Consider the following 14590-nt stretch of genomic DNA (forward strand, 5'->3'; position numbering starts at 1 on the left):
ACCCCGGGGCGGATGAAAAAAGTGGGTGCATTTTCCGGACAAAAAGGGTCCGGATTCAGAGGTGGTCTTGGTGTACCGGGTTGTGTATACCAGTGCGGGCGGGGAGATCGCGTCAGTGGTGGACGCCGCCGGGCGGACGGACCGCCGCGCGCCACAGATCCAGGAAATGCCGCTTCTTGAGCGCATCCAGATACACCAGCAGTCCTACGCCCAGCGCCACCGGCCGCACGCCCGCTTCCGGGTTGGCCGATGCGCTCACGGGCCGCATGCCCGATTGCCGCGCGACCATTTCCTGGCCCCGCGGCGACAGCAGATAGTCCAGGAACATCGCGCCCAGATCCGCCCGCGGCGCCTGTCGGGGAATGATGGCGGAGCGCGACAGCATCAACGTGTAGTCCTGCGGATAGACGATGGCCAGCGGTGCGCCCAGATCGATGCGGTGCCGGGTGTAGGACTCCAGCAGGTTGTAGGCCAGCGTGATCTCGCCGCGTTCGAGCTTGTCCAGCGCGTCTTCGGTGGACGCGTGCACGGCCACGCGGTTGCGGCCCAGTTCGGCCAGCAGCGCGCCAGCCATGCTGTCCAGCCGCGTGTCCTGCGTGGCCGCCAGGTAGCCGATGCCGCTGCCCTCGACGTCGTAAGTGGAGATGGCGCCGGCCAGGGGCTGGTCCGGCGCCTGCAGCAGGGACAGCAGCTCGCGCCGGGTGCGCGGCGCCCTTGCGGACGCGAGCTTGCTGGTGTTGTAGACCATGACGATGGGATCGGTGCCGATGCTGAAGACCTCGTCGCGCCAGTTGGCCCAGGCGGGCAGGGCGCGGGTCTCCGGCGAGATGTGGGGTTGCGCGTAGCCGTCGTTGACCAGTTTGGTCTGCAGGTCCATCGCGCTGCTGATGACGATGTCGGGGCCGGATCTGGTTGCCGGCGCCTGCGTGGCGCGGGAGACCGTCCCGGCATACAGCTCCTGCGTGGACAGCTCGGTGTATTCCAGGCGCAGGCCGGGGTTGAGCCTGCTGAAGTCTTCCAGCACGCCGCGGAACACCTGCACGCTGTTGGAGGCGTGCACGACCAGTACGTTCCTGCTGTCCGCGGGCCCCAGCGTCAGGCCGTCGGCGCTGGTTTCCGCGGCGTTGCCGGCAGCAAAGGGCAGCAGCGCGGTGAGCGCCGCCAGCAGGCGCAGGGGTTTCAGGAGATCAAGCTTCATGGGGGCGGGGCGGCAGCGTGACCACGGCGTCCAGGCCGCCGCCCACGCGGTTGCTCAGGGCCAGCCGGCCCTGATGGATGTCGACCACGCGCTTGATGATGGACAGGCCCAGGCCGGCGCCGGACGCGCGCGGGTTGGGACCGCGCACGAAGCGCTCGAAGGCGGCGTTTGCCAGCGCCGGCGGTATGCCCGGACCCTGGTCGGATACGGATATGCGCCAGCCATCGTCCTCCGGCTCCAGCCGCACGTCGATGTGGCCGTCGTCCGTGGCGCCGTGACGCAGGGCGTTGTCGATAAGGTTCTTGAACGCTTCGCGCAGCATCAGGCTGTCGCCCAGCACGGTGGGCGGATTGCCGGGCGCAGTGGCGGGCAGATGCAGGCGCACGTCGGGCTGGGGATCGGCTTGCGGGACCGTGTCATACACCGCCTGCCGCAGCAGCTCGGCCAGGTCCACCGGCTGGAACTGGCGCACGTTGCTGCGGTGGATGACGCTGGCGTCGCTCAGCAGCTGGTTGACCAGGCGCGAGAGTTTCTCGGCGTTGCGCAGCACGGCCAGCAGGCTGCGGCGCTGTTCGGCGGGATCTTCCTCGTCCAGCGCCACTTCCATCTGTGCGTGCAGCGCGGCCAGCGGCGTGCGCAGCTGATGCGCGGCTTCGGCGATGAAGAGGCGCAGGGTGTCCAGGTTTTCCGACAGGCGCGCCATGAAGCCATCCAGCGAGTGCACCAGCGTGTCGAGTTCCTCCGGCACGGGAGCGGCGATGGGATGCAGGTCCGCCGCGCTGCGGGCGGCCAGTTCGCGCTCGATACGGCGGATCGGCGACAGCGAGCGCAGCAGGCCCCAGTAGGCCAGCGCCAGCGCCGCGGCGGTAAAGCCGATCAGCGCCAGCGTGCCTTGCCACAAGATGCCCGCTGCCAGCGCGTTGCGGGCTTCGCGGGTCTGCGCGACCTGGATGAGGGCGGTCTCGGCATTGCGGGGACCGGCGATCTTGCGTTCCATCCAGGCGATGCGCACCGGCTCGCCCTGGTAGCTGGCGTCGTACAGGCGGGGCGAGTACGCCGGGCCTTCGCTGCCACGGGCGGGCGGCGCTGGCAGGTCCGCATAGCCGGAAATCAGTGCGCCGCCCGCGTCGCCGACACGATAGAACACGCGGTCGCGCGGCGCCTGCTCCAGCAGCGCCAGCGAGGCATAAGGCATGTCCATGCGCCACTCTCCCTGCACCAGCTGCAGGCTGTCGGCGATGGACAGCACCGAGGAACGCAGCAACTGGTCGTAGGTGGTGTCGGCGGTCTGATTGGCGTAGCCGCGCACCAGCAGATACAGCGTGGCCAGGGCGGCGACGAACAGCGCAAGCAGCATGGCCAGCAGGCGGCGCTTGATCGAGAGGCGGCCCTGCGCGGCGGCGGGCGTGGCGGGGTCACTCCCGGCCGGGGCCGGGCGCGGCGGGGCGGTCGTGGTCATCGGTGACGGTCAGGAGGTAGCCGGTGCCGCGCTGCGTTTCGATGCGCAGCGGCGAGCCTTCGAGCTTGCGGCGCAGCCGGGCGATGTAGACCTCGATGGCGTTGGGCGCGGCATCGTCGTCGAAGGCGAACAGCTTGTTGGCGATTTCGGTCTTGCTGACGGCGCGGTTCATGCCGGCCAGCAGGATTTCCAGCAGGCTGTATTCGCGCTTGGGCAGTTCGATGCGCTGGCCGGCCAGCGTGACCTGGCGCGCGGCGCTGTCGATGACCAGCTCGCCAAAGCGCAGCATGCCGGACGCCTGGGGGCTGGGGCGGCGCAGCAGGGCGCGGCAGCGGGCTTCCAGCTCGCGGAAATCGAAGGGCTTGGCCAGGTAGTCGTCGGCGCCGGTATCCAGGGCGTGGACGCGGTCTTCGATGTCGATGCGGGCGGTCAGCGCCAGCACGGGCGTCTTGCTGCCGCGGTCACGCAGGCGGTGCAGGATGTCGAAGCCCGACATGCGGGGCAGGCCGATGTCCAGAATGACGAGGTCGAAGGTTTCGTATTGCAGCACGCCGTCAGCGCTGAGGCCGTCGTTCTGGCAGTCGACTGCATGGCCGAGACGGCGCAGCCGGCGCACGAGTGCGTCGGCCAGGTCCGCGTCGTCTTCGATCACCAGTATGCGCATAGGGGCGATTGTCGCATGGCTGGACTAGCCCCCCCGCGCCGCACCCGCGTTCAAAAACGACAGGTTGCCGACAGCTTTTATTTCTAGTCTTGCGGTCGCGCATCCCCAGCCGGAGGCGCGTTTACGCATAACAACGACTAGTCGGAGATAACCCTCATGCTTCTGACCCTGCTTGGCTTCGGCATGGTGATCACGTTCATGACGCTGATCATGACCAAGCGCCTGTCGCCGCTGGTGGCGCTGATCCTTGTCCCCATTATTTTCGCCCTGCTGGGCGGGTTCGGGTCGGGCATCGACAAGATGATGCTGGACGGCATCCGCAAGATCGCGCCCACCGGCGTGATGCTGATGTTCGCCATCCTGTATTTCGGGGTCATGATCGACGCCGGCCTGTTCGATCCCATCGTGGGCCGCATCCTGCGCGCGGTGAAGGGCGATCCGCTGAAGATCGTGGTGGGCACGACCGTGCTGGCGCTGGTGATTTCGCTGGACGGCGACGGTTCGACCACCTACATGATCGTGGTGGCGTCGATGCTGCCGCTGTATCGCCGCCTGAAGATGAACGCGCTGTCCATGACCTGTCTGGCGATGCTGGCCAGCGGCGTCATGAACCTGACGCCCTGGGGCGGCCCGACGGCGCGCGCCGCAAGCGCCTTGCACGTGGACGCGGGCGACATCTTCGTGCCGCTGGTGCCGGTAATGGGCGTGGCCATTGTCGCCATCCTGATCCTGGCGTTCTGCCTGGGCCTGCGTGAACGCCGCCGCCTGGGCGTGCTGTCGCTGCCGGACGGCGCTTCGCTGCACGCCGGCTATGACGAGGACGGTCCCAAGAACCTGCCCGAGATCGAGGTCGACCAGGACCTGCGCCGCCCCAAGCTGCTGTGGGTGAACGCCGGACTGACGCTGGCCCTGATGGTGAGCCTGGTGATGGGCGTGCTGCCGCTGCCGGTGCTGTTCATGATCGCCTTCGCGATCGCGCTGGTCATCAACTATCCGGACCTGGCCGAGCAGCGCCGCCGCGTCGCGCAGCACGCGGGCAATGTGCTGTCGGTGGTGTCGCTGATCTTCGCGGCCGGGATCTTCACCGGCATCCTGTCGGGCACGGGCATGGTCGAGGCGATGTCGCGCAGCCTGCTGGCGGTGATTCCCGACGCCATGGGCCCGTACCTGGCTGGCATTACCGCCCTGGTGAGCCTGCCCTTCACCTTCTTCATGTCCAACGACGCCTTCTACTTCGGCGTGCTGCCCATCCTGAGCGAAGCGGCCCAGGGCTACGGCATTTCGCCGGTCGAGATGGCGCGCGCCTCGCTGATCGGCCAGCCCGTGCACCTGCTGAGCCCGCTGGTGCCTTCGACCTACCTGCTGGTCGGCCTGGCCGGCGTGGACTTCGGCGACCACCAGCGCTATTCGCTCAAGTGGGCCACGATGGTCTGCCTGGTGATGCTGGCCGCGGCGCTGGCGTTCGGCCTGTTCCCGCTGGTCGGCCAGATCGGCTGAGCGGCGGCGCGATACCGTCTTTTCAAAAGGGGAAGTACATGGCTTTGCGCATTGCTTACGTCACCAGCGGAATGGGCCACACGGGCACCGCGATCTGCCAGGCGCTGCACAACGCGGGACACCGCGTGGTGGCAGGCTGCGGGCCGCGCTCCTCGCGCAAGGACCACTGGCTGAAGGAACAGAAATCCCTGGGCTACGACTTCGTCGCCTCCGAGGGCGACGCCACGGATTGGGCCTCGACCGAGGCGGCCTTCGCCAAGGTGCGGCGCGAGGTCGGGGAGATCGACGTGCTGGTGAACAATGCCGGCGCCATGCTGGACATGCGCTTTCGCCAGATGAGCCAGGCGGACTGGTCGGCGGTGCTGCGCAGCAATCTGGACACGCTGTTCAACACCACCAAGCAGGTGGTCGACAGCATGGCGGACCGCGGCTGGGGCCGCATCATCAACATCGGCTCCGTGGCCGCGGAGAAGGGCCAGATCGGCCAGATCAACTACGCCACCGCCAAGGGCGCCGTGATCGGCTTCACCCGTTCGCTGGCCCAGGAAGTCGCGGCCCGCGGCGTCACCGTCAACCTGGCCTCGCCGGGCTTCATCGCCGACGACACCGTGAAGGCGTTCCCGCCGGCGTTGCTGGACCGTATCGTCGAAAGCGTGCCGGTGGGCCGGCTGGGTACTGCCAAGGATCTGGCGGGGCTGTGCGCGTGGCTGGCGTCGGATGAGGCGGCGTTCGTGACGGGAGCCAACTACGCCATCAATGGCGGCGTGTATATGAGTTGAGGGAAGGTCCTCAATTCGCCAGCTTCACCGCCCCGCTGTCGATCAGCTTCTGCCACTTGGCGCTGTCCGCCTGGATGAACGACTGCAGTTCGTCCCGCGAGCCGCCGCCGGCGATCATGCCGGCGTTTTCCAGGGCGGCCTTGAATTCGGGCGTGGCGACGGCGGCGCGCAGCGCGGCGTTGACCTGGTCGAGTTGCGCGGCCGGGATGTCCTTGCTGGCCGCGACCGAGAACCACTGGGTGGCGGCGTAGCCCTTGAAGCCGGACTCTTCCACCGTGGGGACGTCGGGCAGGCTGTCCAGGCGGTAGGGCGTGGTGACGGCGTAGGCCTTCAGCGTGCCGGCCTTGATCTGCGGCATGACCGGTGCCGAACCCAGGATCGCCAGGGGGATCTGGCCGCCGGCCACGTCGGCCACCGCCTGGCCGCCGCCCTTGTAGGGCACATGCACGATGCGGGTGCCGGCATATTGGTTGAGCAGTTCGCCCGCCAGGTTTTGCGATGTGCCGTTGCCCGAGCTGCCGTAGCTCCATGCTTCGGGCCGCTGGCGGGCATCGGCCAGCACGTCCTGCAGGGATGCCCGGGCGTCCTTGGCGGGACCGACAATGACCATGGGGCCTTGGGCCATCAGGATGACGGGCGCCAGTTCGCGGCCGATCTCGGGCTGGGACGTGGGGTAGATCAGCGGGCCGGGCACGGTCAGCAGATAGCCGTCGCTGGCCTTGCTGCGCGCCACCAGCTGCAGGGCGATCGCGCCCGCCGCGCCGGGGCGGTTTTCCACGATAACGTTCAAGCCGCTGCGCCGCGCCAGTTCCTGCGCGGCGATGCGGGTCAGCACGTCGGCGGTGCCGCCCGGAACGAAGCCGATCACCCAGGTGATCTGCTTGCCGGGCCATTCCAGCTTGGCGTCTGCCGCGCCGGCGGTGGCGGTCAGCGCTGCGCCCAGCAGCAGCGCGCAGCAGCGGATAGCGAATTTCATGATTTCCCCTTTGTGTTTTTTTGCTCAGGCCGCCGCGCGTCTCAGCTCGGATCCGGCTTGCCGGGCGGCGTATTCGGATGCGCGGCGCAGGACTGATTGAAGGACTGCACCATTTTCAGGATGGGCCCCAGTACCCAGGTATTGAAGATGAGGATGTCGCTTTCTTCCTTGGGGTCCTGCTTCAGGTTGAAGAGGTACGGCGACTCCAGTTTTCCCTTGCCTTCGTTGACCTCGGGCTCCCAGTAGAAATGCAGCTTCCAGTCGCGCCATTTGACCGCGCGCAGGTCGTTCTTGATGTAGAACAGGAAGCCCTCGCGCAGCGAGGTCGGGCTGGCGCCGGTGAAGAAGTCGGTCTGGTCTATGCCATCGATGGGACGGTCCTGCGGCATGGACGCGCCGCCGATGCGCGACAGCGTGGTGTACAGGTCGGTGACGTGCACGATCTCGTTGGAGACCTGGCCGGGTTGGACCTTGCCCGGCCAGCGGATCATGAAGGGCACGCGCAGGCTGCCTTCCATGGCCGTGTGGTAGGTGCCGGTCCAGGGACCGGCGGTGCCGCGGTAGGGCTTGCGGAATTCCGGGCCATTATCGCTGCAGAAGATGAACACGGTGTCGTCGCGCAGCTTCAGTTCATCCACCGCCTGCACGATCTGGCCGACGCGGTGGTCCATTTCCACCATGGAGTCGGCGAAGTCGCCGGCGCCGGTGCGCCCCGCGAAGTCCGGGTGCGGCAGGGTGGGAAAGTGCAGGTGCACCAGCGGCAGGTACAGGAAGAAGGGGCGGCTGGCCTCTGCATGCTTGCGCATGAAGCCGATGGACCGGTCGACCAGTTCGGCGTCGATGCCGCGGCGGGTCTCCAGATCGTAGACCTTGACGTTTTCCGAAGGCGAGCCGGCCTGGCCCTGCATGATGTGCGGGATGTCGGCGACCGAGGGATCGAAGCCGATGGACGAGGTGAACTGGCTTTCGTCCGTGGTGCGCGGGATGCCATACCACTCGTCGAAGCCGCGATCGGACGGATAGCGGCCGGGGATGTCGCCCAGGTGCCACTTGCCGTAATGCGCCGTGGCGTAGCCCTGGCCGGACAATTGCTGGGCCAGCGTGATTTCGTCGCGCGCCAGGCCTTGTGGCAGGCCGGGAGGGACGGATTGCAGGCAACCGGTGCGGATGGGATGGCGCCCGCTCATCAGCGCGGAGCGCGTGGGCACGCAGTCGCTTTCCACGTTGAAGTTCTGCAGCAGCAGTCCTTCCGAGGCCAGCCGGTCGATGTTGGGGGTGGGCGCGCCGCGCAGCGCGCCGCCGCCGTAGCAGCCCAATTCGCCCCATCCCAGGTTGTCGGCCACGATCAATACGATATTGGGCTTCTTGTCCACGCGCTGCGTCTCCTGTCTGCGGGTTTATCCAGGGATTCTAGGAGCGCAGGCCCGGCTTAATATTCCTGAAGCTGAGTCTATGCATAACCAACGATTATGAATCTGTCCCTGCGCGACATCGAGTACTTCCTGGCCGTGGTGGAACACGGCAACCTGGACCGCGCCGCGGCCGCCTGCGGCGTCAGCCAGCCGGCGCTGTCCAAGTCCCTGCAACGGCTGGAAGCTGATACCGGGCTGGCGTTGCTGGACCGCGGCGGCCGCGGGCTGCGCCTGACCTCGGCGGGCCTGGCGTTCCGCGAGCATGCGCAGCGGCTCTGGGCGGAGTACCGCGACGCCGTGCGCAATGCGATGGAGCTGCGCCTGGGCGAGGCCGGGCTGCTGCGTATCGGCGCGACCGGCGCTACCGTGGACAGCGTGGTGATGCCGGCGCTGCGCCGCCTGCTGCCGCGCCGGCCCGCGCTGCGGGTGCAGCTGACGCAAGGCCAGTCGGACGATCTTAACGAGCAGGTCGCGGGCGGCAGGCTGGACCTTGCGGTGACGCCGATCTATGCCGACGTGCCGGGCTCGCTGCATCAGGAATCGATACGCGAGGACGGCCTGTGCGTGGCCGCCAGCCGCCAGCATCCGCTGGCGTCGCGGCGCAAGCTGGCGTTGCGAGACCTGGCAGGCCAACGCTGGATCCTGCCCATGCAGGGGTCGGTGGCGCGTCAGGCGCTGCAGGCCCGCTATGCCGAGGCGGGTCTGGCGCAACCTGCGGCGGCGCTGGAGGTGCAGCATTTTTCCGGGGGCGCGCTGGCGTTGTTGGCGGCCTCGGACCTGCTGGCGCTGATGCCGCATAGTGCGCTGGGTCCAGGCATTGCGGAACTGCCGGTGGCGCTGGGCCGGCCTCTGCGGCGCAGCATGGCGCTGGTTACGCGCCACGGCGCCACCTGGTCGCCGCTGATGCAGGAGTTCCGCGCGGCGGTGCTGGAGGCCACGCCCCGCGCTTAGCCAGCTTGCGGAAAGCCCCCGTAGGGCGCCCATCCAGATCCTGCGATGACGCCGCCGTCGCAGGGGATGGTGGCGCCAGTGATGACCGAGGCCGCCGGCGACAGCAGGAAGAACACCACTTCCGCGATCTCGCGCGGCTGCATCAGGCGGCCCAGCGGCGTGGCGTTCAGGATCGGCGTCATGTCGCGCTCGCCCTGCCGTTCCTTGGGTTTCAGGAAGGGCGTGTCGGTCCAGCCGGGCGCGATGGCGTTGACGCGCAAGCCGCGGCGCGCCCATTGCACCGCGAGGGCTTCGGTCAGATTTACCACCGCGGCCTTGGCCGGGCCATAGGCCAGTACCGGGCCGGGGCGGAACGACAGCACGGACGCCACGTTGACGACCGCCCCGCGTCCGCGTTCGGCCATCGCGCTGCCGAATACGCGGCAGGCGATATAGGTGCCTTTCAGGTGGGAATCCACCACACGGGCCCAGGCCTCCACCGGATAGTCTTCGATGGCGGTTGGAACCTGGGCGATACCGGCGCAGTTCACCAGTCCGTTGACCGCGGGTAGGAGGGCGGCAAGCCGTTCCTGAGTGGCCCGCAGTCCGGCCTCGTCCAGCACGTCGCCCGGGGCGGCCACCGCGCGCGGCCCCAGTTCCCGCGCCAGCGTATGCGCGGCTTCCTGGTTGAGGTCAAGGATGGCCGCGTGGCCGCCCGCTTCGATCACCCGCCTGCATACCGCCGCGCCGATGCCGCTTGCGCCGCCCGTGACAATGACCGACAAGGTTGAGTCTGGCGTTGCGTGGTCCATCAACGTCCCCAGCGCGCCTTCAGGCGCTGTTCAAACATGCGCAGCGCAACGTCGATGCAGATGCCGACGATGCCGATGGCGATCATGCCGGCCATGACGATATTGGTGGCGACGTTGAGCTGCCCCTGGACCATCATGTAGCCGATGCCGTTGCCCACCACGATCAGTTCCGCGCCCACCAGCGATTGCCAGCCGATGCCGGCGCTGACGCGCAGGCCGGCCAGGATGGAAGGCAGCGACGCCGGCAGCAGCACTTCGGCCACGATGCGCGGGCCACTGGCGCCCAGCGTGCGCGAGGCTTCCAGCAGTCGCGTGTCGACGAACTTGGCGCCGCGGTAGGCGCTGATCAGGCAGGGCGGAAAGGCGCCGGCGAAGATGATCAGGGTGGGTCCGCCGATGCCGGTGCCGAACCACAGGCCGGCGAACGGCACCCAGGCGATGGGCGCCACGAAGCGCAACGCATCGAAGAACGGACTGACCACGTCGTCCAGCCAGCGGTACCAGCCCATCAGCAGGCCCAGCGGTATGCCTACCGCCGCAGCCAGCAGGAAGCCGCAGGCGAAGCGGTAGAGGCTGGCGCCCAGGTGCGTCCAGAGCGTGGCGCCGGAATAGGGTTCGCTGCTGTACTGCGCGATGGTCTGCAGCACGGTCAGCGGGCCGGGCAGGTAGTTGGGCGGGAACACGCCTGCCACGCTCAGCAGATGCCAGGCCAGGAAGAAGCCGGCCAGCCCCAGGCAGGACAAGCCGAAGGTGAAGGCGGGCGGGTCGCCCGAGGCGCGTGTCAGCGTAGCCATGGCAAGGCCCTCTTTTCGATCCATTCCAGTCCGCGTGTCATCACCGCGCCCAACAGGCCCACCCAGACCATTGCGTACAGGATCATGCCGGGCCGGATGTCCAGCGCCGCGGTGTCCAGCACCTTGCCCAGGCCGATGAAGGCGCCGATGAGTTCGGCTGCCACCAGCGTCATCCACGCGGTCTGCAGCGACAGCCGCAGGCCGGTGAAGATCATGGGCATGGAGCCGGGTATCAGGACCTCGCGCAGCATGCGGACGGGATTGCCCGCGCCGTGCACGCGCGCGGCCTCGATCAGCGTGGGGTCGATGTTGCGCACGCCTGCGTAGGTGTTGATGACGGCAGGTGTGAACGAGGACACCCAGATCAGGAAGATCTTCGCCGGATCCCCCAGGCCCAGCCACAGGATGGCCAGCGGGATCCAGGCCAGTGGCGGAATCGGGCGCAGCAGCGAGAACACCGGCCCGACCAGCGCGTCGATGCGCTTGCTGAATCCCATCAGCAGCCCCAGCGGCACGCCGGTGCCGATCGCGACCAGGAATCCCAGGAATACCAGGCGCAGGCTGTGGCCGATGTGCTGGAACAGCGTGCCGCCGGCATAGCCGGAATCGCGCGAGAGCTGCACCGCGGCCTGCCAGGTGGTGAGCGGGGTGGGAAAGCGCGCGCCATTGACCAGGCCCAGCGCCGACACGATCCACCAGGCGGCAAAGGCGATGGCGACGGCCGCCACGCCCACGGTGATTCGGCGGCGCGATGCGCGCGGCCGCCGCGCGGGCAGGGTTGCGATGTGCTCACTCATGGCCGGACCCCGTCGCCTGGCGGTCCAGATGGGCCACGTCCTCGAGCAGCAGCAGCATGGCGGTGCAGTCCTGCTCCTGCCGTCCCCATGATTTGGCCAGCGCGAACATCTCGCGGGCGTAGCCGCCCAGGCCCAGCGGCGCGCCCACCGAGGCGGCCAGGTTCATGGCCAGGTTGATGTCCTTGTAGCCCATGCGCATGGGGAAGTCGGGGCTGATGTCGCCCGCCAGCACCTTGCCGGGAAAATTGGTCAGGAGCTGTCCGCGCCCCGCAGTGGTGTTGGACAGCACCTTGACGACAGTGGCGCGGTCCAGCCCGAGCTTGGCGGCGAACATCAGCGCTTCGCCCGTCAGTACCATGCCGACCATGGACATGTAGTTGTTGACCAGCTTGAGCCGGATGCCCGAACCGAAAGGGCCCACGTGCACGATCTCGTTGGCCATGGCGGCGAAGATGGGCGCGGCCTGGTCGAAGTCGGCCTGCGCGCCGCCGGCCATGATCAAGGCCTTGCCCTGCGCCGCCTCGCGCGGCGTGCGCCCCACGGGGGCATCCATGCAACGCAGGCCCAGGGCTGCGAGATCGGCGGCGATGCGGTCCGTCTCGACCGCGTCGCCCGTGCTCATTTCAATGACCAGGGCGCCCGGATTCAAGCCCGCCGCCGCGCCATCGGCGCCGAACAAGGCGTCGCGGACGTGGGTCGAGGTGGGCAGCATGGTGATCGCCACGTCGCAGCCGCGGGCGGCGTCCAGTGGCGTGGCGGCCCGCCGGAAGCCGGTGTCGGCCAGGCGCTCCATGGCTGCAGGAACGACGTCGTAGCCTGATACTGCATACCCTTGCGCGGCCAGGTTGCGCAGCATCGCGCTCCCCATGACGCCCAGGCCCAGGAATGCAATGCGGGGTGATTCGATGTGTTCCATGGGGCTTGCTCCGTTGTGGTCAGCGGCCTAGCCGCGCACTGGTGCTGCTGCGCGGCGGCGCGGTGGTGTCGCGGACGATCAATTCCAGTTCGATGCAGACGTTTTCGGGCGGCGTGTCGGCATCGGCGGCCAGCAGGATCTGGGCGGCGCGCTGGCCCAGCTCGAAGGCCGGCACGTTCAGGGTGGTGATGCCGGGCCGGCAATGGGCCGCCATTTCGATATTGTCGAAGCCCGTGATCGAAATCTGCTCGGGCACGCGCAGGTTTTGCCACAGGCATTCCTGCAGCGCCCCATAGGCCAGGATGTCATTGCCGCACATGACCGCGGTGGGCGGCTCGGGCAGGCGCAGCAGGGTGGCCATTGCGCGGCGGGCTTCGGGCACGGTGTAGGGCTTTTCGATGATGTATTGCGGCGGCAGTTCGATGCCGCGGCGCGTCAGGGCGCGCGTGAAGCCGGCGACGCGGTCGGCGGCGCGGTCGTTGTCCTTGGAGATGCCGGCGATCACGCCAAGTCGGCGGTGGCCGATGTCCAGCAGGTAGTCGGCGATGCGCTGCGCAGCCGCGGCGTTGTCCCAGCCCACCATGGGCCAGGAATCGGCGGCGTCGTAATGGCAGGTGGTGACGAAGGGGATGCCCTTGGAGTGCAGCAGTTCGTAGAGTTCCGGGTCGCGGCTACGCCCGACCAGCATCATGGCGTCCACGCCGCGCTCGATCAGCGCGCGCACTTCACCCGCTTCGCGCGCGGGGCTGTAGTTGGTGCTGGCCAGCAGCAGCTGATAGCCGTGTTCGTGGATCGCTTGCTGCATGCCGTCGACCAGCTTGGCGAACAGGGCACTGTCCACCGTGGGGATGATGGCGCCCATGGTCCGGGTCTTGCGGGAAGCGAGCGAACGGGCTGCGCCGTGCGGCACGTAGCCAGCCTCGGCCAGCAGGGCCATGGCGCGCGCGCGCAGGTCGGGCCGCACTTTTTCCGGGTGGTTCAACACCCGCGACAACGTTGCCGACGAGATGCCGCCGGCGGCGGCGATGGACTTCAGGGTGTCCCCGGATAGGGGAGCCGACTTTCGCTTCATGTTTTGAAAGCGCTTTCAGAAATTTGATGGTGTGAATATACAGTTATTGAAACGCGATGGTCTATCTCTAGGGTTTTCTCGGGGTTGAACGAGATTCTTCCGCGCTTATTCTTTGTATGCGCTTTCAAAAAACGAGCCCGAACGCAGATTTGGGCCTGCTATCCGGGGAATGTCGCGGCAGCTCGCGCATGCAGACCGGAATCCACTATCGGAGACTAAGCATGTCGAGAATCCCCCGCATCCTGGGTCTGTGCCTGGCGCCGCTGGGCGCCTTGTTGTTGAGCCCGTCCGTGTCGGCCCAGACGCCGACTCCCATCAAGGTCAGCTACCAGATTGCCTATTGGGCGCTGCCGATCTACATCGCTACGGAAAAGAACTGGTGGGCGGAAGCCGGCCTGAAGCCGGAGTTCGTGGTGTATCCGGCGGGAGCGCAGCAGATTGCCGGCGCCGCATCCAAGTCCTGGGACGTGGGCGGAACGGGGTCGCCGCCCGCGGTGCTGGGCGCGCAGCGCTATGGCATCGTGACCCTCGGCGTCACTAATGACGAATCGACCGCCAACGGCGTGATGGCGCGCAAGGAAAACGCCGCCGCCGTGCGCAGCAACGCGGCCAAGGAAGTGAAGGGCAAACAGATCCTCCTCAGTCCGAACTCGACGGGCGAATACGCCACCATGGCCTGCCTGAAGAAATGGGGCATGCAGCGCAGCGATGTCAGCGTGGTGACGCTGGCCCCGGCGCAGCTGGTGTCCGCCTACACCGGCGGCAACGGCATGCTGGCCGGCACCTGGGCGCCCAATTTCTATACGCTCAACGAACAGATCGGCGCGGAAGTCGTGTGCAGCGGCAAGGACGCGGGCGTGATGATTCCTGGCGCGCTGGTGGCCCGCGGTGAATTCGCCCAGCAGAATCCGGACGCGGTCGCCAAGTTCCTGGCGGTGTACTTGCGGGCCGTCAGCTTCGAGAAGAACAACAAGGCGGAAGCCATGGGCTACCTGCGCAAGCTGTTCCAGGCCAACGGCATCAAGCTCAACGACGGTTACCTGGGACAGGAGCTGGAACGGCCGATCTTCACGCTCGACGAGCAGCTCAAGCTGATGTCGCGCACTGGCGGCAAGTCCACGCTGGACAACGCCTACGAGGCGCTGTCGGGCTACCTGAAGAGCGTGGGCACGCTCACCGAGGTGCCGGACCCCAAGGCCTATATCACGGACGACTACATGAAGCGCGTCGACCAGACCCCGGCGCTCAAGACTTTCGCCAACAAGACCAACTGAGCTTCATCCA

The 14590-nt window shown here is 67.6% G+C and carries 14 protein-coding genes; 4 read left to right on the forward strand and 10 right to left on the reverse strand.

What is annotated here, in order from left to right; genetic code table 11:
• Positions 1-112: 112 nt before the first annotated feature.
• Genes HV766_RS11845 through HV766_RS11855 form a run of 3 tightly spaced genes read right to left on the reverse strand, consistent with a single transcriptional unit; the run spans position 113 to position 3321 of the window.
• Complete coding sequence (locus tag HV766_RS11845; protein WP_175181198.1) at positions 113-1198, reverse strand: ABC transporter substrate-binding protein; 1086 nt, start codon at positions 1196-1198, stop codon at positions 113-115.
• Complete coding sequence (locus tag HV766_RS11850; RefSeq protein WP_225591409.1) at positions 1188-2657, reverse strand: sensor histidine kinase; 1470 nt, start codon at positions 2655-2657, stop codon at positions 1188-1190. Before HV766_RS11850 ends, HV766_RS11845 begins: the two co-directional genes overlap by 11 nt.
• A complete protein-coding gene (locus tag HV766_RS11855) occupies positions 2614-3321 on the reverse strand; it encodes a response regulator transcription factor (protein WP_175181199.1) in 708 nt (235 codons plus the stop codon). Before HV766_RS11855 ends, HV766_RS11850 begins: the two co-directional genes overlap by 44 nt.
• A 156-nt stretch (positions 3322-3477) precedes the next feature.
• On the opposite strand from HV766_RS11855, the gene HV766_RS11860 reads away from it, so the two are divergent.
• Both HV766_RS11860 and HV766_RS11865 read left to right on the forward strand, forming a co-directional pair.
• On the forward strand, positions 3478-4818 hold the full coding sequence (locus HV766_RS11860; protein ID WP_054450371.1) for a CitMHS family transporter: 1341 nt from the start codon (positions 3478-3480) through the stop codon (positions 4816-4818).
• Positions 4819-4856: 38 nt separating this feature from the next.
• Entirely contained in the window at positions 4857-5597 is a 741-nt protein-coding gene (locus tag HV766_RS11865; RefSeq protein ID WP_054450373.1) for an SDR family oxidoreductase, read from the forward strand.
• A 10-nt stretch (positions 5598-5607) separates the two neighbouring features.
• On the opposite strand, the gene HV766_RS11870 is transcribed toward HV766_RS11865, so the two are convergent.
• Together HV766_RS11870 and HV766_RS11875 are read right to left on the reverse strand one after the other, a co-directional pair.
• Entirely contained in the window at positions 5608-6573 is a 966-nt protein-coding gene (locus tag HV766_RS11870) for a tripartite tricarboxylate transporter substrate binding protein (protein ID WP_175181200.1), read from the reverse strand.
• 41 nt (positions 6574-6614) lie between these two features.
• Positions 6615-7946: an arylsulfatase gene (locus HV766_RS11875; protein ID WP_054450376.1), complete on the reverse strand. Its 1332-nt coding sequence runs from the start codon at positions 7944-7946 to the stop codon at positions 6615-6617.
• Between the two features lie 96 nt (positions 7947-8042).
• Between HV766_RS11875 and HV766_RS11880 the strand changes: the two genes are divergently transcribed.
• The gene (locus HV766_RS11880; protein ID WP_175181201.1) at positions 8043-8936 is read left to right on the forward strand and encodes a LysR family transcriptional regulator; all 894 of its coding nucleotides are present in this window, start codon (positions 8043-8045) and stop codon (positions 8934-8936) included.
• Here HV766_RS11880 and HV766_RS11885 read toward each other — a convergent pair.
• Genes HV766_RS11885 through HV766_RS11905 form a run of 5 tightly spaced genes read right to left on the reverse strand, consistent with a single transcriptional unit; the run spans position 8933 to position 13306 of the window.
• Complete coding sequence (locus HV766_RS11885) at positions 8933-9727, reverse strand: SDR family NAD(P)-dependent oxidoreductase (protein ID WP_175181202.1); 795 nt, start codon at positions 9725-9727, stop codon at positions 8933-8935. The genes HV766_RS11880 and HV766_RS11885 overlap by 4 nt on opposite strands.
• Positions 9727-10521 carry an ABC transporter permease gene (locus HV766_RS11890; protein WP_054450381.1) on the reverse strand — a complete coding sequence of 265 codons (795 nt, stop codon included), beginning with the start codon at positions 10519-10521 and terminating at the stop codon, positions 9727-9729. The genes HV766_RS11885 and HV766_RS11890 overlap by 1 nt, the downstream gene beginning before the upstream one ends.
• On the reverse strand, positions 10509-11318 hold the full coding sequence (locus HV766_RS11895; RefSeq protein WP_054450384.1) for an ABC transporter permease: 810 nt from the start codon (positions 11316-11318) through the stop codon (positions 10509-10511). The genes HV766_RS11890 and HV766_RS11895 overlap by 13 nt, the downstream gene beginning before the upstream one ends.
• Positions 11311-12234, reverse strand: a complete 924-nt coding sequence (locus HV766_RS11900; RefSeq protein ID WP_054450385.1) for an NAD(P)-dependent oxidoreductase — start codon at positions 12232-12234, stop codon at positions 11311-11313. Before HV766_RS11900 ends, HV766_RS11895 begins: the two co-directional genes overlap by 8 nt.
• A gap of 19 nt (positions 12235-12253) precedes the next feature.
• On the reverse strand, positions 12254-13306 hold the full coding sequence (locus HV766_RS11905) for a LacI family DNA-binding transcriptional regulator (protein ID WP_175181203.1): 1053 nt from the start codon (positions 13304-13306) through the stop codon (positions 12254-12256).
• A 221-nt stretch (positions 13307-13527) separates the two neighbouring features.
• Here HV766_RS11905 and HV766_RS11910 point away from each other — a divergent pair, with 221 nt between their 5' ends.
• A complete protein-coding gene (locus tag HV766_RS11910) occupies positions 13528-14580 on the forward strand; it encodes an ABC transporter substrate-binding protein (protein WP_054450387.1) in 1053 nt (350 codons plus the stop codon).
• The last annotated feature ends 10 nt before the right edge of the window (positions 14581-14590 follow it).

Origin of the sequence: Achromobacter aegrifaciens (assembly GCF_902859735.1) — a bacterium.
Classification (GTDB): domain Bacteria; phylum Pseudomonadota; class Gammaproteobacteria; order Burkholderiales; family Burkholderiaceae_B; genus Achromobacter; species Achromobacter aegrifaciens.

Bases quoted from the DNA above. Each gene is read 5' to 3' on its own strand.
- HV766_RS11860 (WP_054450371.1), top strand. From the start codon at position 3,478: ATGCTTCTGACCCTGCTTGGCTTCGGCATGGTGATCACGTTCATGACG.
- HV766_RS11845 (WP_175181198.1), bottom strand. From the start codon at position 1,198: ATGAAGCTTGATCTCCTGAAACCCCTGCGCCTGCTGGCGGCGCTCACC.
- HV766_RS11895 (WP_054450384.1), bottom strand. From the start codon at position 11,318: ATGAGTGAGCACATCGCAACCCTGCCCGCGCGGCGGCCGCGCGCATCG.
- HV766_RS11890 (WP_054450381.1), bottom strand. From the start codon at position 10,521: ATGGCTACGCTGACACGCGCCTCGGGCGACCCGCCCGCCTTCACCTTC.
- HV766_RS11910 (WP_054450387.1), top strand. From the start codon at position 13,528: ATGTCGAGAATCCCCCGCATCCTGGGTCTGTGCCTGGCGCCGCTGGGC.
- HV766_RS11880 (WP_175181201.1), top strand. From the start codon at position 8,043: ATGAATCTGTCCCTGCGCGACATCGAGTACTTCCTGGCCGTGGTGGAA.
- HV766_RS11870 (WP_175181200.1), bottom strand. From the start codon at position 6,573: ATGAAATTCGCTATCCGCTGCTGCGCGCTGCTGCTGGGCGCAGCGCTG.
- HV766_RS11865 (WP_054450373.1), top strand. From the start codon at position 4,857: ATGGCTTTGCGCATTGCTTACGTCACCAGCGGAATGGGCCACACGGGC.
- HV766_RS11900 (WP_054450385.1), bottom strand. From the start codon at position 12,234: ATGGAACACATCGAATCACCCCGCATTGCATTCCTGGGCCTGGGCGTC.
- HV766_RS11850 (WP_225591409.1), bottom strand. From the start codon at position 2,657: ATGACCACGACCGCCCCGCCGCGCCCGGCCCCGGCCGGGAGTGACCCC.
- HV766_RS11885 (WP_175181202.1), bottom strand. From the start codon at position 9,727: ATGGACCACGCAACGCCAGACTCAACCTTGTCGGTCATTGTCACGGGC.
- HV766_RS11855 (WP_175181199.1), bottom strand. From the start codon at position 3,321: ATGCGCATACTGGTGATCGAAGACGACGCGGACCTGGCCGACGCACTC.
- HV766_RS11905 (WP_175181203.1), bottom strand. From the start codon at position 13,306: ATGAAGCGAAAGTCGGCTCCCCTATCCGGGGACACCCTGAAGTCCATC.